Raw genomic sequence first — 16,354 nt, forward strand, 5'->3', positions numbered from 1 at the left:
TTGCCTCCTGTTAGTGTTCTTCTGCTTCGGTGAGCGCGATCAGCATCAGCATGACTGAGCCAAACACGGCGAAATAGACACCAATATCGAAGATCAGCGGTGTCGAGAGCTTAATTTCTGTGCCGCCTGGCAGCATAATCGGCCACCATTGGGCGGTCAGCAATGGCTGGCCATTGAAGAGCGCTGGAAACACAGAAATCATGCCAAAAAATAGGCCGATGCCAATTAAATTGCGCGGATCAACGCGCATCAAGTCGCGCGTGACCGCAGCACCGAACGTGAATAGATACAGGGCGAACGCACCTGAGGCGACAAGCCCAGCGATAAATCCACCGCCCGGTTCGTTATGCCCACGCAGCAGTAAGAAAACTGAAAACAGGAGCTGCAAGGGCACAAGGAAACGTGCTGCAGCATGAAGGATCAGCGTACCTGGTTTCATCATGACGGTTTGTCCTCCTTGCGCTGATTATTGTCGCTTTCGCTAGAGCCATCGCCTTCCGCTACATCATCGTCATGCCCGTCGGAGGCATTCGGACTCAGATCCGGATTCGACTTGGCGTCGCTGGCCGCGGCAATTTTCTTGCCGTTGTTCTCGGCAACATCACCCGGCGCCAGAATCTCTTCTTTCTCCAGCATGGCAAGGTGAATTTCGTCGAGTGAGTGCACAATGTCTTTCTCAGGAATTTTCTTCGGCGGCAGAATCAAGGTGCCGGCGAAATGGTTCGCTCCCGGCGCTGTTTGTGGATTGAACTTGATCATGGCGTACACACCCATGGCTGCAAGGGCCAAGACAAAAATCTCGCCTAAGGTGTCGAGCGCGCGATAATCAACCAAGATGACGTTGACGATATTACGACCATGCGCCAACGGATAGCTATTCTCAATCATGTAACCTGAGATCGGCTCGAACAACTGCACGTCTATGGTAATCATAATCAAGAACGTCATGAGCACACCGACAGTAAGGGCAACTGCCGCATCGCGGATTCGCTCGCGGGTAGTCGAGATGTTCGAGAAGCTCGGCAAGCGGAACAGCACGAGTACGAGCAAGATAACCGTGAGGGTTTCCACGAGTATCTGCGTGATACCGAGGTCGGGTGCACTGAACAAAATAAAGACCAAGGCAATGGTATAGCCAACGCCACCCATGGCGGCAACAGCTCCAAGCCGCGAGTGTGTGACACTGGCAGTAATCGCCGCTGCGACCAACACGCCCAAGACGAGCAACTCATGGAAGTAAACGGAGATATCGAAATTCCAATGGACTTGGTAGCGGGCGAGCAGGGTGTACCCCGTCAATCCGACAAAAACGAGGACGATCGTGCGCAGATAGTTGCGCATTGACCCGTTTTGCAGCTTCCGCGTTTGCCACTCGGCCACCCATACGATCGCATCCATAAAGAGGAAGTAACCCCGTTCTGGGCCGCGCGCAATAATCGGGTCTAAAATGCGTAAGCGATTACGCACGTTGTCCCACATTTTAAACAGAATCAAACCGGCAATTAGACTCACTGCTGAGAGCAATAGTGGCAAATTCAGGCCATGCCAGAGTGCCAAATAGCCGTCCACGACAGTGCCCGCGACGGCATTAGTCGCCGGCTGTGTAATCCAGTAACCGGCTAAACCGGGTAGCAGGCCAGCGACGAGCGACAGCGCCACCAATACAATCGGGCCAGCGAGCATGGCGAGCGGCGGCTCATGAATCTTGTCTGCAGACTTTGGTGCTTTAAATGCGCCAAAGAAGGGACGCAAGGCAATGACAGAGGCGACGGTGACAATGAAAATCGAGCCGACAATCACAAGCGCATAAATAAACCATGCAAATGCGCCGTCGATCATGGCCTCGAGCAAGAGCTCTTTAGCAACGAATCCAAATAGTGGCGGTATTCCTGCCAAGGAGAGTGCTGCAACACCTGTCAATATAGCCGTTAATGGTAGCTGCTTACGCAAGCCTCCCAATTCAGTGACTTCACGGCTGCCCGCTTCATGGTCGACGATGCCCGCGAGCATGAAGAGCGCGCCTTTGTACAGCGAGTGGGCGAGCAAGTAGGCAGCGAAACCGAGCATCGCCAATTCGGTGCCAATACCGAGCAGCAAGGTCAGGGTACCGAGGGCCATCACGGTGGAATAAGCCAACAGCTTTTTGAGATCGGTACTTCTCAGTGCCATAAATGCGCCGGTAAATAGGGTAAACGCACCAACGGTACTGAGGATAATCGTCCACAGTTCGGTGCCGCCAATTTGCGGTTGTAAACGGGCAAGTAAATAGATACCCGCTTTCACCATGGTTGCGGAGTGTAAGTAAGCACTGACTGGCGTCGGCGCCGCCATTGCATTTGGCAACCAGAAATGGAACGGAAACTGTGCTGATTTAGTAAATGCGCCGAGTAGCAAACAAATGAGCATGCCGGTATAGAGCGCATGCGATGTGACGCTGTTACTACTATTCAGGATCTCTTGTATCGAGTATGAACCACCGGCGATGGCTAGCATGACGATACCGGCCAGTAAAGCGAGACCGCCTGCAACGGTGACAATGAGTCCTTGCAACGCCGCTTTACGTGCACTTTCTTGGTGATGATTAAAGCCGATCAGCAAGTAAGAGGTGATACTGGTGAGTTCCCAGAAAACGAATAGGGTAATCAGGTTGTCGGCAAGCACTAAGCCCAACATCGAGCCCATGAACGCAAGGAGTACCACTAAAAATCGGTTCTGGTCCTCATGCCCTTTCAGGTAGGCTCCGGCATACAGGACGATAAAGGTACCGATCCCGCAAATCAGTAGCGCAAACATGAGTGACAAACCGTCAAGCACCATGGTGAACGAAATATCGAGACCAGGAATCCACGCGAACTCATGGATGAGCACTTCACCGGCGGCGATCATCGGAATATGACCGGCGAACCAAATCGTGAGTGCGGCCGGAACAATGGCCATTAAGTAAGCGGTTCGATGCTGATGTTGCACGAATAACCAAGGGGTTATGAGTGCTGCAAGATAAATCACCAGAACGGCTAATTGCATGCGTTTTCCTCTTTCAGCAAACCCTAAAATCAATAAGTTACCGAAATTTTCGGCGCGTCGAACGGGTTAATCTAGCATAAATCATAAAAAATCGGTAAGTAAACTAATGCAAAAAGTTTACTTTCGCAGCATTGCAATTTGTGCTGCGCGGCCGCATCTAGCCCTTGCATCACTCCGACAAGCGCTCTAAATTGCGCTCTAATTTTGAATTGAATAGAAGTAAACGTCAAAATGGACAGAGCAGATTACCGAAGCTGGCAAACCCGATTTGAAAATCTTCGCAGCAACAAAGTGTTTGAGCTGGTTGTTGTCGCCATTATTATTTTTTCAGCGCTCGTTGTCGGTGCAAAAACCTACGAAGAAACGACGCGATTTACGCGCATTATGGATGTCCTCGACTGGGCCGTCACCGCATTCTTTGTGGTCGAAATTGCCATCCGCATGCTCGCCGAAAAACGCTATCGCGACTTCTTTAAATCCGGCTGGAACATTTTCGATTTTGTCATTGTGGTCGCCAGTTTAATTCCGGTTGATGGCGGTCAAAGTGTCCTACTCGCACGCTTGCTCAGGGTCTTTCGGGTTCTCCGCTTGGTCTCAATCGTGCCGGAATTGCGGGTGCTTATGAATGCCTTTTTGAAAGCCTTGCCGCGCATGGGCTATGTGGCATTATTCATGTTTATCATTTTCTATATTTACGGTGCAGTTGGCAGTTTTGTATTTCGCGATATTAATCCGTTTTATTGGGAAAATATTTCCATTGCCATGCTGACCTTGTTCCGGATTGCAACCTTCGAAAGTTGGACCTCAATCATGTATGAAACCATGGAGGTCTACCCGCTCTCATGGTTGTACTACGTCAGTTTTATCTTCTTAAGTGCCTTTATTTTCCTCAATATGATGATTGGTATCGTCCTCGAAACCATGCAGAAAGAGAGCGCAGCGCAAGAGCTTGAAGATGGTGAGGGCGAAGCAGCAGACATTCACTGGATGCGCGAGCAGATGGCGGTGATGCAACAACAACTCCAGGACATGCATCAACATGTGGTTGGCCAGGGTAAGGATAAAACATAGATCGCGATTCATGCCGATCAGACTATACTGTTTTGACGTAGAGAGATTGTATTAAGTCTGATCGAAAAGGAGCCAATATGATGACGCGACTGTGTCTATCGCTCGTGAGCTGGTGGCTTGTGTTTGCGCTATGTTCAACACCTGCATCTGCTGATGAATCCCGTGTGACCGTGTTCGAGAATGTTCATGTATTGACGATGCAGCCGGAGCATGAAGGCCGCATGCAACGTAATCAAACCGTTGTTGTTGCCGGTGATCGTATTGTTGCCATGGGGTCTCAAGATCAGGTCGACATTCCGGCAGGGGCCACTCGTATAGCCGGTAATGGCCGCTATCTATTACCGGGGCTCGCTGAAATGCATGGCCATGTGCCACCCACGCAGTCATTTAGTGGTATTCCTGAGCGCTATCTCGATGATGTCCTCTTCCTTTACTTAGCAGGTGGCGTTACCACGGTGCGCGGCATGCTGGGACACCCCCACCAGCTGCAGCTGAAAGACGATATCGCCAACGGCAGCCGAATCGGCCCAACCTTGTATCTTGCCGGCCCTAGCTTCAACAGCAACACCGTGCGTGATCGCGCACAGGCGCGGCAACGCGTGCGTGAACATGCTGAAGCCGGATGGGACTTACTCAAGATTCACCCGGGATTAAGTCTCGATCAGTATCGAGCGATTGCCGCCGAAGCACAGGAACAGGGGATCGATTTTGCCGGACATGTGCCAACTGACGTTGGGATTCGACACGCGATAATTTTGGGCAGTCGCACGATTGACCACTTGGATGGTTATTTAGCTGAAGTAGACGGTTTTAGTAAACGCGTCGCGGACGAACAATTACAAGAGTTGGCAGAACTTACCGTTGCTCATGGCGTCGGTGTGGTGCCAACACAAGCACTTTGGGCTACCTTGATTGGTGCCGGTAACCCAGAACGTCTATTGGCTTATCCGGAGCTGCAATATGTGCCGCAGCAAGTCCGTGCAGGCTGGCGCAACTTCCTGTCTGATCCGCAAAGCGTGTATTACACCGGAAATACCGCCGCAATCCATCAAGAGAATCGCCAACGCCTGTTAGGCGCTCTTTATCATGCTGGTGCAGAAATTCTATTGGGTACCGACGCACCACAATTATTTAGTGTGCCGGGCTTGTCGATGCGTCGCGAGATCCCGCTCATGATTGATGCGGGGATGACCCCTTATGACGTCATCTATTCAGGAACCGTCGCTGTTGGCAATTACTTCGCGGAACACGACACGTTCGGTCAAGTTCGAGTCGGTCACCGCGCCGATTTGATGTTGGTCGACGCTGATCCGATAGCGAATATCGAAACATTATTTGAACCGGCTGGAGTCATGGCGCAGGGGCATTGGCATAGCCGCGAGGCTATTGCTGCGAAGTTGGCTGAAATCGCCGCCGCATATGAAGATGAATAACTGCGCAATATCGTCGTAAAGCATCGCCCGGCAGGGCGGTGCGAAGTCACACGACGAAGTTTTTAGAAACATGCCGGAAGGTGTCCGTTCCGGCGCGCTCAAGCCATTCAAAGACGACCATTTCATAACTCACCAAAACGGCACCCTCAGCGGCCATACGCTGCAAGGCGAGATCTTTATTCGCAGTGTCGCGCGAGCCGACAATATCGGTGATCACGTAGACGTCGTAATCCGCTTGTAATAAGTCCAAGACGGTTTGCAGCACACAGACATGGGTTTCGGTGCCACAGACGACAATTTGCTTGCGCTTGAGACTTTCCAAAGCGAGCGGTAAATGCTCTTCACGCATGGCACTAAAGTGAATTTTTTCAATGACGTTGGCATTCTGTAGATGCGCTTGCAGGCTAGACACGGTTGCGCCTAAACCCTGCGGGTATTGTTCCGTCACCAGAACTGGAACGTCCATGAGCTGACTGACTTGAGCCAGTTTTTCGGCTTGTTGGACAATGTGATCGGCATCGGCAATTGCTGGGCGCAAGCGTTCTTGAATATCAATAATGAGTAAAACCGAGTCTTCGCGATGGAGTGCTGACGGCGAGCGGTAGTCAAACATGCAACCTCCCTAGGCTTTTGAGTTAAGTCGCGAGCCTGCTGTCGTTGATTTTCCGTCGGCACCATATAACGGCGTACCGGCGGCCTCACGAATAATATTGAGCATTTGTTGGTTATGTTGCAAGCGATGTTGTATGAGTTCGCCATTGAGAACATTGAGTCGGCTTACCTGTTGCGCCAGCTCGAGGGTTTCCTGCCAGAGTGGTGCGCAACCAGAACGTTCTGCAAGCCGTAAAGCGCCTTCTTTGTTCTCACCTAAACCTTGGCTTTTCTGCAAATTGCGGCGTTTCTGCTCATTCTCTTGTAAAGCAGCAAATTGAGTCGACTTGTCTTTTGCGACCGTTTCGAGTGCCTTACCATCGATGTCGCCGACGCCGAGTAAACGTTGCTCTTCTTCGAGTAATTCCGTGAGTTTGGTCAGAATAGAATGATGGCTTTCGAGGTGTTGTTGTAGTGCTGCGCTCACAATAAATTCCTTAGGCCGGATACTTGCAGAAGTGATGAGCGCGCAAACGAGCTAAATTCGTTGGCTAAACGAACTTAGCTTTGTGCTTTCAGTAGATCTTGTACGCTGGCGATGAGGCCATCGGCAATTTTGTCTACATTGATGTCCAGCTTGCCGTCACGAATTGCTTCGCGCAGCTCAGCGACACGCGCCATATCGATATCTTGGCTAGTATCTTGCGTTGTTTGACTAAAATGCGTTACCGCTGCAGGCGAAGTCGCTGCTTCAGTGCTGCCAGGCTTTTGCAATTTCCCGCTTTTACTTGGCTCTGGTTGCGCGCTCGGTGGCAACGGTTGTGTACCATTAATTTTCAAGGTAAACCCCTTTGTTCGTCGTGCTTTACGTTCGCTATACTCGAGTTATCGGCGCGACACGGCAAAACTTTAGCCCTTTTATCTTTTAATTGTAGTGCTGAAACCCTCGTTGCATATAGCTTACAGCGATTTACATAAACTTAACACTAAGCGGCTAAAGTTGAATCGAAATCATTGTACGTTAGTATATCCATGATTGTCGAAAAAAGCAGCAACACGAATTTATAAGTTTACTCGAGCGTGTCCCGGTGCGGTGACTCTTGCTTGAATCACTTCGCGCTGACCAACCCGAATGCGAATTTCATCGCCGATCGCACCGGCATCCATCGCCTCACCTTCGCGGCTGACGGCAAAACCATTCCCTTGCGCGCTAATGACCATTTTATCGCCGCGATTCACGACTGGCGGCTGATGAATCATGTTTTCATGGATGGGTTGACCAGCCCGGATCATACGTCGACTGGTCTGGCCGACAACCACTTGCTCGGCAAAAACGCTTTGCGTTGTCGCTCGAGATAAGTCGACGAGCTGCAAAGTCACTTGCTCGGCGGTCAATGGCACACCCGCAGGAATGTCCTGTGCGGCAACGACAACATAACCCATTAACTCGATATTTGCCTGTAAATACCGCACCAAGTTGGGGTTGTCTGGGCAATTGGCAGCGACCGATATTCTTCCGGCAAACCGTTGTGGCCGACTTGGTAGTGACAAATTCGGGTCATCGCAAGGCAGTCCTGCAGGCGGCAACACTAATTGAATGTCGGCAGATTCATATTGAGGAATGGATTCATCGCCACTGGCGCGGCGACGCTCAAGTTCGTTATGCAGAAAAATTTGGACAGCGCGCTCTAAATCGGCATTTTTTTCTGCGCCTCTATTTACCATCGCTGATGCCTCGGCACTGCTTAACACTAAGCAGCCGAGAGCGATAAGGGATAAATAAAAGCGTTTAAAAATCATGGAATTACAATGCCAGCTTGGTTTGTCTCGACCATCGAGATGGATTCATATGGCGAGCATTATACGACGGTCGAAGAATTGTAAAGGCGAGAAATAGCACAAAAAAACGCTTCTTTTCCAGCCATTGACTTTACGCAAGCAGCGTTAATCTTCACGGTGCGAAATGCCCCCTGACTGGTTTGGTTAAAAAACAACCAGGGCGGAAGAACAACAACGAGGTATCGAGATGATCGATAAATTGACAGGTACGCTGCACTTTCACCAAGAAGCGTTGAATTTGCGCCATGAACGGCAGCAAGTGTTGGCGAACAACATAGCGAATGCTGACACACCAAACTTCAAGGCTCGCGACTTTGATTTTCGGGCTGAATTAGAACGAGCAGTGCAGCAGGGGCGGACAACGACCGGCACTGGTTTGGCGACCACACAAAAGGGTCATATTGGTGGCGGAAAACCTCAGTTTACGGTGGATAACCTGCAGTATCGTAACCCGAGCCAACCCCGTATGGACGGGAATACGGTCGATATGGACATGGAGCGCAGTCGTTTTCTCGATAACTCAATTCGCTATCAAGCAAGCTTGCAGTTTATTGATGGTCGCATCAAAGGCTTGCGCACTGCCATGCAGTCAGAGTAACCGGAGCTAACGTATGAGTATGTTTTCAATTTTTGATATTTCCGCATCGGCACTGACGGCGCAATCCCAACGCATGAATGTGTCGGCAAGTAATTTAGCCAATGCGGACAGTGTTGCCGGACCGGATGGCCAGCCATACCGTGCCAAACAGGTGATTTTCGAAAGTAAATTGCAAGACGCGCAAGCCGGACGCAACGGTGGCGCAGGCGTCCAAGTGCGGGAAGTGGTGGAAGATCAATCGCCGCTGCGCATGGAATATCGCCCAGGTCATCCACTCGCCAATGAAGAAGGTTATGTGGCGATGCCGAATGTCGACCCGGTTGCCGAAATGGTCAATATGATTTCTGCGTCGCGTTCATATCAGGCCAACGTTGAAGTAATGAACACGACCAAGCAGCTGCTGACGCGCACGCTGACGATTGGAGAATAACCATGATTAACCAAATCGATAGCTCGGTACTGCAAAGTGTCAATGGCAATCAAGCCGCACGCCGCTCAGAGTCCGATGATCTACACAAGAATTTTATGACCTTGTTGACCACTCAGTTGCGCAATCAAGATCCGTTGAACCCAATGGAAAATGCCGAAATGACCTCGCAGCTGGCGCAAATCAATACGGTGAGTGGTATCGAGAAACTTAACGACACCATGGATGTGATCAATCGCCAGATTGATGCCGACCGATTCATGCAAGCTTCGTCATTAATTGGTAAAGCCGTATTGGTTCCTGGTAACCAAATGATGATGGGTGACGAGGGCAATCCAACACCGTTCGCGGTTGACCTGAAAGAACCCGCTGCCGAAGTGAAAGTTCGCATTATGGATATGAATGGCAATGTGGTGCGTGAATTTAACGCGGGATCGTCTGGCTCGGGCCTACAAACCATCGGTTGGGACGGTAATTTAGCCGACGGCACACGAGCGCCTGCAGGTGCGTATCGCTTCTCGGTTGAAGCCCTAAACGATGGCCGCGCTGTTTCGTATGATTCATTGAATTACGCTGAAGTTGTGGCAGTAAGCACCGGCCACGCCGATGGCTTGCGCCTTGACCTCGGCGGCATTTTTGATCCAGTCCGACTGGATGATATACGTCAGGTGATCTGACACGTGAAGCCGTCGCTGAAGCAATTAATCAGTAAGACGGATGAAAAAACTAACTGAAGTTACAGATTCATTTAAACAAGGAGCTCAATTATGAGTTTTTCACAAGCATTAAGCGGTTTACGTGTTTCCGCAGAAAGCCTGAACGTGGTGAGTAATAATATTGCTAACGCACGTACGGTCGGTTTTAAGTCCACGAGTATTCGCTTTGCTGACGTTTATTCGGACAGCCGAGTTGGTATGGGTGTAAAGGTCGGCGGACTGGTTCAAAACTTTGGTGCTGGTAACCAAGAAACGACCAACCGCAATCTTGACTTAGCGATTAGTGGTAACGGCTTTTTCCGTTTGACGCAAAACGATCAAACCGTTTATTCACGCAACGGTCAATTTAGTATGACCAAAGATGGTCACTTAATTAATGCCCAAGGTGCAAAATTAACCGGTTATAACCGCGGTGTTGCACCGGGAACCGCTCCAGAAGCAATCCGTATCCCAGCCGATGGCATTCAAGCTCAGCCAACGAGCAACGTAGACGCTGCGTTTAACCTTGATGCTCGTGTTGATGAAGTGGACCCTAACAATTTTGATCCAGATGACCCAACGACATATTCGTACGTGAGCAACGTCTCTGTCTATGATTCACTCGGTACGCGCCAAGACGTTCGTATCTTCTTCTTTAAGACAGGTGAGAATGATTGGCAAGCGGGCATTATGATTGACGGCGACGACGATGTTCGGGACCTTCAAGACGTTGAGTTCAATGCCGACGGCACCTTATCCGCAGCAACAGTTTTGAGCTTTAACTTTGACCCAGGCACTGGCGCCAACGAAGTTGAGTTCGAGCTCGACTTAACCGGAACCACGCAGTTTGCCAATAATTTTGAAGTCAGCTCTATGGTTCAGAATGGATATACCTCAGGCTCATTGTTGCGCTTAAATGTGAATGAGCAAGGGCAAATTATGGGCACTTACACGAATGACCAACAGCAAGTTTTAGGCACCTTAGCCTTAGCGAGCTTCCAAAACAATGAAGGTTTGCGAGCGATCGGTAATAACGTCTGGAGCGAAACGGCTGATTCAGGTAGCCCGATCATTGGTATTCCTGGACAAGCTCAGTTTGGTCAAATTGCGTCGGGCGTTGTTGAAGCGTCGAACGTTGATTTGAACCAAGAGTTGGTCGACCTGATCATTGCACAGCGTAACTATCAGGCCAATGCTCAGAGTATCCGTACCCAAGACGAAGTTCTGCAAACCACAGTTAACTTACGTTAATGGAAATGGCGCTAGCCTAAATGCTAGCGCCGCCTTTTTTAGGAGCGCGACATGGATCCAATGATTTACACCGCTATGAACGGTGCACGAAACTCGCTTGATCGCCAAGCGACGATTACGCACAACTTAGCGAATGTGAATACCAGTGGCTTTCGTCAGCAGCTTGATGCAACCCGAGCAGTACCGGTGAATGCACAAGGCATGATGAATACGCGGACTGCTGCGGTAGCAAGTACGCCAAGTTTCGACTCAACGGCAGGCCCGGTGAATCAGACTGGACGGCCACTGGATGTCGCCATCCGCGGTGAAGGCTGGTTAGCAGTACAAGCACCGGATGGAACCGAGAGTTATACCCGCCGTGGTGATTTAAGCATCGATGAAAATGGCATGTTGAATAGTAACGGCCGCCCAGTGTTAGGTGACGGTGGTCCGATTATGGTCCCCCTTGGAGCACAGCTGACTATCGGTGAAGACGGTACGATTACGGCGTTGTCGCCCGGACAAAATCCCGACGAAGTCGCAGAAGTTGATCGATTGAAGTTGGTCAGTGCGCAACCGGGACAACTCGTTCGCGGCGATGACGGTTTATTTCGCAGTGTCAACAATGCGCCGTTGAATGCTGATGACGGTGTTCGCGTCGTCAGTGGTGCACTCGAAGGCAGTAATGTTAGTGCCGTCGAAGCTATGGTCGCGATGATTAGTAATCAGCGCATGTTCGATATGCAAATGAAAGTCGTGTCTACCGCAGATGAAAACGCACAACGTGCGAACAGCCTGCTGTCGATGTCTGGCTAAGCAGTAGGGTGAGGAGAGAACAATGATCAAGTCATTATGGACAGGTAAAACGGGTCTGGAAGCACAACAATTTCAGATGGACGTGATTACCAATAACTTAGCAAACGTGAATACCACAGGCTTTAAGCGCTCGCGTGCGGTGTTTGAAGATTTGCTTTATCAAAATATGCGCCAACCAGGGGCGATGAACAACGCCCAAGACCGTCTACCGTCAGGTTTACAACTGGGTACCGGTGTTCGCGCGGTCGCCACTGAGCGTTTGCACACTCAAGGCAATTTAATTAATACCGAGAACTCGCGTGACGTAGCGATTAGCGGCCAAGGCTTTTTCCAAGTCTTGATGCCCGATGGCAATTTAGCCTACACCCGCGACGGCAGTTTTCAAATTGATCAGAATGGTCAATTGGTGACCGCGAATGGCTATCCGATCGAGCCGGGCGTGTTCTTACCGCCTAATGCCTTGAGCGTTACGGTTGGCGAAGACGGTATCGTCACCGTCACTACGCCGGGCAACCCGCAGAATCAACAAGTCGGTCAGTTGACGCTAGCACAGTTTATTAATCCAGCCGGACTTGAAAGTATTGGCGGAAATCTGTATCGAGAAACCGCATCTTCAGGTGTGCCAGAAGAGCAAATTCCGGGTAATAACGGTGTTGGTCGCCTCATGCAAGGTTTTGTTGAAAACTCGAATGTGAACGTAGTGGAAGAAATGGTCAACATGATCCAGACCCAACGCGCTTACGAGATCAACAGCCGAGGCATTCGTGCGAGTGACGAAATGTTGTCGCGGTTAACGCAACTGTAAATGTGCACCATAGTCATTGAGTGAGGAAATGGTCATGACAGTCCACAAGTTTTTTCAGATTAGCATCGGCATTTTCTGCGTGTTGCTTGTCGCCGCGTGTTCTGCACCGCCGAAGCCTCGTGTCGTCAGTGAACCGGAGCCAATGGTTTACCCAGAATATGCGGAAGTGGTCTCGAATGGCTCTATTTTCCAACCACAACGCGGGTTTGCGCCACTGTTTGAAGACCGCCGCCCGCGCATGAGCGGCGACATCATTACGATACTCCTTGAAGAGCAAGTGAGTGCATCGAAAAGCTCGCAAACGTCGGCTAGTCGTAGTAGCAACATGGCGGTGGATTTGGCCCAGTTACCGGATGTACTTGAGCGTTTAGCCGAGCTCGGTTTCAACGTTGGTTCAGAAACAAATTTCTTGGGGCAAGGTGCAGCCAGTGCGAACAATCGCTTTCAAGGCACGATTACGGTTTCAGTGTTAGAGATTTTGCCGAATGGCAATCTCCGCGTCCGTGGTGAAAAGCACATTGCCATTAATCAAGGCGCTGAATATATACGTTTTTCTGGTGTTGTGAACCCGCGCGCGATTAGCGCCCAGAATACCGTGCTGTCGACGCAAGTCGCGGATGCCCGTATCGAATATATAGGTGATGGCTATGTCCATGGTGCCCAGCGCATGGGATGGATGCAGCGTTTCTTTAACTGGGCAAGCCCGCTCTAGGAGTCAACATGAAACGTTTATTGGTCATTTGCAGCTTATGCCTCGCCTTCGCGGCGCCCGTGCAAGCAGAAAAAATTCGTGACATTGCAGACTTCGCCGGTGTTCGTGATAACGTACTTGTCGGTTATGGTCTGGTTGTCGGTCTTGACGGTACGGGTGACCAAACCACACAAGCGCCTTTTACCGGACAAAGTTTAAGTAACATGTTGTCGCAACTCGGTGTAACCATTCCCCCAGGAACTAATATGCAGTTGCGAAATGTAGCTGCGGTCATGATTACCGCCGATTTACCGCCGTTTTCGCGCGTCGGTCAGCGACTGGATATCACCGTTTCCTCTGTGGGTAATGCACGAAGTCTGCGCGGTGGCACCTTGTTGATGTCGCCATTACGCGGTATTGATGGCGAGATTTATGCGTTAGCTCAGGGAAACTTGTTAATTACAGGAGCGAGTGCTGAGGCTGCAGGAAGTTCGCAAGTGATTAATCATCAAGCAGCAGGGCGGATCGCTGGCGGTGCAATCGTTGAGCGGGAAGTCCCGTTAGCTATGGGGCAGAATCAAGGCGAGCTCGAGCTACAGCTAAAAACGAATGACTTCACCACTGTTGAACGTGTCGTGCAGCGTATCAATGAAGAGTTCGGTTTGTTTGTTGCGACCGCGATGGACGGTCGCTCGATTCGTCTGTACGGACCGGAAGACCCGAACGAACGCGTCAGCTTTATGGCGCGTATCGAACAAATTGAAATTGATACACCGGAAGGTCCTGCACGCGTTGTGCTGAACTCGCGAACCGGATCGATTGTTTTAAATGGTCAAGTTCGCTTGCGCCAAGCAGCGATTGCACATGGTAATTTGTCGATTGCGATTCAAGCGCGGCAAGAAGTAAACCAGCCGCGCGCCTTTGGTCGTGGGCAGACCGTGGTGACCGATGTCGCAGACATCGATATCAGTGAAGACAGCGGTACCTTGTCAGTAGTTGAGGGCGTTGATCTGATGGAAGTTGTCAATGCGCTTAACGCTCTTGGTGCGACGCCGTCAGACCTGATGGCTATCCTTGAAGCATTGAAAGCTGCAGGCTCCTTGCGCGCATCATTGGAGATCATTTAATGGATATGAATCCGATATCAAATCAACTCGCTATGGACGTAACCCAGTTAGAGCGCGTAAAAACACTCAACCAGCAAAACCCAGATGCAGGTTTAAAACAGGCCGCTGAAGAATTTGAAGCGCTTTTTCTCCACATGATGTTGAAGTCGATGCGCGAGGCGAGCGGCCCCTCTGAACTGTTTGATAGTCACGAGCGTGACACCTTAATGTCGATGTATGATGAACAACTTTCGCGCCACATGTCCAAACAAGGCATCGGCCTTGCCGAGCAGCTCGTGCAACAGCTACAGCAACCGTCGACCAAGCGCTAACGATTTACATTAAAAGACTCAAGTTTTTTCTTGTTACGTCGATAATAGAAGTTAGATTGTATTTGTGAGGCGGTGTTTGTATGAGTGTTTTTAATATTGGTATTGGTGGTTTACAGGCAGCTCAAGCAGGTTTGAATGCGACCAGTAACAACATCGCGAATGTGTTTACACCCGGTTATAACCGGGAAATTGTCCAATTCGGACAAAATGAAACCGGCGGTGTGCAGGTGGCTACGATTGAGCGCCAGTTCAATCAGTTCATTGCCGCACGACTCAATAGTGCGGAAAGCTCATTGCAGGGATTAAAAGCTTATCAGTCGCAAATCAGCCAGATCGATAACTTATTGTCTGATCCCGATGCAGGTATCGGGCCCATGTTGCAGCGCTTTTATGCGTCGATTGGCGATCTCGCATCCAACCCGTCTGACGCCGCGGCTCGAGAAGGCGTCTTAGGCACAGCGAACAGCCTTACCGCGCAATTTCGTGCGTTCGATAGTTACTTAGCGGACATGCAAAGTGACATCAACAGTCAAATTACCTCTGAAATCAATAAAGCAAACCAACTTACTCGCCAGATAGCCGATCTGAACCGAGACATCACAGCAATGCGCGCTGCAAGCGGGCAAGAGCCTAATATGCTGTTAAATCAGCGTGATCATGCGGTTGCTGAACTCAGTAAAATCATGGATATTCGAGTGAATACCGCCGGCAGTGGCCAGTACAATGTTTCCTTCGGTAATGGCTTGTCTTTGGTCGCTGGTGAAACACCCATGACGTTGCAAACGCTTCGTGACTCCGGCGACCCTTCGCGATTGAGTTTGGGTTACGTGAGTCGATCGGGTAACACCATGGAGCTCGGTGAAGATGTGTTAAAACAAGGCACCTTGGGTGGCTTGATGCAGTTCCGGAAAGAGTCACTCGATCGACTTCAGGGGCAGCTGGGTCAATTAGCAACCTCAATTGCGCAAGGCTTTAATGACATTCATACTTCAGGCACCGACTTGAATGGTCAGCCTGGTCAGGCGCTATTTACGATTGGCTCGCCGATTGTCCATTTAAATAGCAAAAATGCAGGTGACGCAACTGCAACGGTCGCTATTACCGATACCGCTCGCCTTACTTCTGCAGCGTTTGACGTGACGTTTGCCGATGGCAATTTCACTGCCGTGCGCCGAGATAATGGCCAGCAAGTTGATGTAACGGTCAACCCGGATAATACCATTAGCTTTGCGGGACTGACCATGGAAGTCAACGGCACACCAGAGAATGGCGACCGTTTCCGAATTTACCCCGTGCAAAATGTTGCGCGTGAGTTCGCAGTCAATATTAGTGACAGTTCTGAGCTCGCCGCAGCGCAATCAGGTAACAGTGGTGATAATAGCAATGCGATGGCGATGCAAGCGTTGCAAAACCAAACGATCGTTGGTGGTTCAGCCACGTTCACGCAAGCGTATGCCGCGATTGTCAGTGACACAGGTACGCGTATTAGCGTATTAAATGCGAATTTAGCCGCGCAGGAAGGTCTTACCGATCAGCTGCGTATGATTCAACAGTCCGAATCAGGTGTTAATCTGGACGAAGAAGCAGCGAATCTGATGTTGTATCAGCAGTATTATCAAGCGAATGCACGTGTTATTCAGGCCGGTATAACAATCATGGAAGAACTGCTGCAACTGCGCTAGTTCGATAAATAGGT

General features: G+C 50.3%; 18 protein-coding genes. 12 read left to right on the forward strand and 6 right to left on the reverse strand.

The features are described 5' to 3' along the window. Nucleotides 1-10: 10 nt before the first annotated feature. Nucleotides 11-442 (reverse strand): Na+/H+ antiporter subunit B, encoded by a 432-nt coding sequence (locus LAT77_RS03800; RefSeq protein ID WP_290563220.1) that lies wholly within the window; start codon nt 440-442, stop codon nt 11-13. Next, on the reverse strand, nt 439-3,024 hold the full coding sequence (locus LAT77_RS03805) for a putative monovalent cation/H+ antiporter subunit A (protein ID WP_290563221.1): 2,586 nt from the start codon (nt 3,022-3,024) through the stop codon (nt 439-441). Before LAT77_RS03805 ends, LAT77_RS03800 begins: the two co-directional genes overlap by 4 nt. A gap of 231 nt (nt 3,025-3,255) precedes the next feature. On the opposite strand from LAT77_RS03805, the gene LAT77_RS03810 reads away from it, so the two are divergent. Together LAT77_RS03810 and LAT77_RS03815 are read left to right on the forward strand one after the other, a co-directional pair. Then, complete coding sequence (locus tag LAT77_RS03810; protein WP_290563222.1) at nt 3,256-4,095, forward strand: ion transporter; 840 nt, start codon at nt 3,256-3,258, stop codon at nt 4,093-4,095. A 77-nt stretch (nt 4,096-4,172) separates the two neighbouring features. Beyond that, nucleotides 4,173-5,528: an amidohydrolase family protein gene (locus tag LAT77_RS03815; protein WP_290563223.1), complete on the forward strand. Its 1,356-nt coding sequence runs from the start codon at nt 4,173-4,175 to the stop codon at nt 5,526-5,528. Nucleotides 5,529-5,574: 46 nt separating this feature from the next. On the opposite strand, the gene LAT77_RS03820 is transcribed toward LAT77_RS03815, so the two are convergent. The 4 genes from LAT77_RS03820 to flgA form a co-directional block, all read right to left on the reverse strand. Then, complete coding sequence (locus LAT77_RS03820; protein WP_290563224.1) at nt 5,575-6,141, reverse strand: hydrolase; 567 nt, start codon at nt 6,139-6,141, stop codon at nt 5,575-5,577. A gap of 9 nt (nt 6,142-6,150) precedes the next feature. Further along, on the reverse strand, nt 6,151-6,606 hold the full coding sequence (locus tag LAT77_RS03825; RefSeq protein WP_290563225.1) for a flagella synthesis protein FlgN: 456 nt from the start codon (nt 6,604-6,606) through the stop codon (nt 6,151-6,153). A gap of 74 nt (nt 6,607-6,680) precedes the next feature. Beyond that, nucleotides 6,681-6,959 (reverse strand): flagellar biosynthesis anti-sigma factor FlgM, encoded by a 279-nt coding sequence (flgM, locus tag LAT77_RS03830; protein ID WP_290563226.1) that lies wholly within the window; start codon nt 6,957-6,959, stop codon nt 6,681-6,683. Nucleotides 6,960-7,181: 222 nt separating this feature from the next. Beyond that, nucleotides 7,182-7,844 (reverse strand): flagellar basal body P-ring formation chaperone FlgA, encoded by a 663-nt coding sequence (gene flgA, locus LAT77_RS03835; protein ID WP_290563227.1) that lies wholly within the window; start codon nt 7,842-7,844, stop codon nt 7,182-7,184. Nucleotides 7,845-8,145: 301 nt separating this feature from the next. Here flgA and flgB point away from each other — a divergent pair, with 301 nt between their 5' ends. From flgB to flgK, 10 genes are all read left to right on the forward strand, one after another. Next, nucleotides 8,146-8,556, forward strand: a complete 411-nt coding sequence (gene flgB / locus LAT77_RS03840) for a flagellar basal body rod protein FlgB (protein ID WP_290563228.1) — start codon at nt 8,146-8,148, stop codon at nt 8,554-8,556. A 13-nt stretch (nt 8,557-8,569) separates the two neighbouring features. Beyond that, nucleotides 8,570-8,986 carry a flagellar basal body rod protein FlgC gene (flgC, locus tag LAT77_RS03845; protein WP_290563229.1) on the forward strand — a complete coding sequence of 139 codons (417 nt, stop codon included), beginning with the start codon at nt 8,570-8,572 and terminating at the stop codon, nt 8,984-8,986. Between the two features lie 2 nt (nt 8,987-8,988). Continuing rightward, nucleotides 8,989-9,660 carry a flagellar hook assembly protein FlgD gene (locus LAT77_RS03850; RefSeq protein WP_290563230.1) on the forward strand — a complete coding sequence of 224 codons (672 nt, stop codon included), beginning with the start codon at nt 8,989-8,991 and terminating at the stop codon, nt 9,658-9,660. Between the two features lie 90 nt (nt 9,661-9,750). Then, nucleotides 9,751-10,929 (forward strand): flagellar hook protein FlgE, encoded by a 1,179-nt coding sequence (gene flgE / locus LAT77_RS03855; protein ID WP_290563231.1) that lies wholly within the window; start codon nt 9,751-9,753, stop codon nt 10,927-10,929. Between the two features lie 51 nt (nt 10,930-10,980). After that, nucleotides 10,981-11,724 carry a flagellar basal-body rod protein FlgF gene (gene flgF, locus LAT77_RS03860; protein WP_290563232.1) on the forward strand — a complete coding sequence of 248 codons (744 nt, stop codon included), beginning with the start codon at nt 10,981-10,983 and terminating at the stop codon, nt 11,722-11,724. A 22-nt stretch (nt 11,725-11,746) separates the two neighbouring features. Beyond that, nucleotides 11,747-12,529 (forward strand): flagellar basal-body rod protein FlgG, encoded by a 783-nt coding sequence (flgG, locus tag LAT77_RS03865; RefSeq protein WP_290563233.1) that lies wholly within the window; start codon nt 11,747-11,749, stop codon nt 12,527-12,529. Nucleotides 12,530-12,563: 34 nt separating this feature from the next. Then, complete coding sequence (locus tag LAT77_RS03870; protein ID WP_290563234.1) at nt 12,564-13,241, forward strand: flagellar basal body L-ring protein FlgH; 678 nt, start codon at nt 12,564-12,566, stop codon at nt 13,239-13,241. Nucleotides 13,242-13,249: 8 nt separating this feature from the next. Next, the gene (locus LAT77_RS03875) at nt 13,250-14,347 is read left to right on the forward strand and encodes a flagellar basal body P-ring protein FlgI (RefSeq protein ID WP_290563235.1); all 1,098 of its coding nucleotides are present in this window, start codon (nt 13,250-13,252) and stop codon (nt 14,345-14,347) included. Further along, a complete protein-coding gene (locus LAT77_RS03880; RefSeq protein WP_290563236.1) occupies nt 14,347-14,658 on the forward strand; it encodes a rod-binding protein in 312 nt (103 codons plus the stop codon). Before LAT77_RS03875 ends, LAT77_RS03880 begins: the two co-directional genes overlap by 1 nt. A gap of 80 nt (nt 14,659-14,738) precedes the next feature. Then, nucleotides 14,739-16,340, forward strand: a complete 1,602-nt coding sequence (flgK, locus tag LAT77_RS03885) for a flagellar hook-associated protein FlgK (RefSeq protein WP_290563237.1) — start codon at nt 14,739-14,741, stop codon at nt 16,338-16,340. Nucleotides 16,341-16,354: the final 14 nt, after the last annotated feature.

It is taken from the genome of Aliidiomarina sp. (assembly GCF_022565475.1).
In the GTDB taxonomy this organism is placed as follows: Bacteria; Pseudomonadota; Gammaproteobacteria; order Enterobacterales; family Alteromonadaceae; genus Aliidiomarina.

Coding starts and splice junctions, on each gene's coding strand:
- LAT77_RS03850 (WP_290563230.1), top strand. CDS start 8,989: ATGATTAACCAAATCGATAGCTCGGTACTGCAAAGTGTCAATGGCAAT.
- LAT77_RS03870 (WP_290563234.1), top strand. CDS start 12,564: ATGACAGTCCACAAGTTTTTTCAGATTAGCATCGGCATTTTCTGCGTG.
- flgC (WP_290563229.1), top strand. CDS start 8,570: ATGAGTATGTTTTCAATTTTTGATATTTCCGCATCGGCACTGACGGCG.
- LAT77_RS03810 (WP_290563222.1), top strand. CDS start 3,256: ATGGACAGAGCAGATTACCGAAGCTGGCAAACCCGATTTGAAAATCTT.
- LAT77_RS03815 (WP_290563223.1), top strand. CDS start 4,173: ATGATGACGCGACTGTGTCTATCGCTCGTGAGCTGGTGGCTTGTGTTT.
- flgA (WP_290563227.1), bottom strand. CDS start 7,844: ATGGTAAATAGAGGCGCAGAAAAAAATGCCGATTTAGAGCGCGCTGTC.
- LAT77_RS03875 (WP_290563235.1), top strand. CDS start 13,250: ATGAAACGTTTATTGGTCATTTGCAGCTTATGCCTCGCCTTCGCGGCG.
- LAT77_RS03880 (WP_290563236.1), top strand. CDS start 14,347: ATGGATATGAATCCGATATCAAATCAACTCGCTATGGACGTAACCCAG.
- flgF (WP_290563232.1), top strand. CDS start 10,981: ATGGATCCAATGATTTACACCGCTATGAACGGTGCACGAAACTCGCTT.
- flgG (WP_290563233.1), top strand. CDS start 11,747: ATGATCAAGTCATTATGGACAGGTAAAACGGGTCTGGAAGCACAACAA.
- LAT77_RS03805 (WP_290563221.1), bottom strand. CDS start 3,024: ATGCAATTAGCCGTTCTGGTGATTTATCTTGCAGCACTCATAACCCCT.
- flgB (WP_290563228.1), top strand. CDS start 8,146: ATGATCGATAAATTGACAGGTACGCTGCACTTTCACCAAGAAGCGTTG.
- flgK (WP_290563237.1), top strand. CDS start 14,739: ATGAGTGTTTTTAATATTGGTATTGGTGGTTTACAGGCAGCTCAAGCA.
- LAT77_RS03800 (WP_290563220.1), bottom strand. CDS start 442: ATGATGAAACCAGGTACGCTGATCCTTCATGCTGCAGCACGTTTCCTT.
- flgE (WP_290563231.1), top strand. CDS start 9,751: ATGAGTTTTTCACAAGCATTAAGCGGTTTACGTGTTTCCGCAGAAAGC.
- LAT77_RS03820 (WP_290563224.1), bottom strand. CDS start 6,141: ATGTTTGACTACCGCTCGCCGTCAGCACTCCATCGCGAAGACTCGGTT.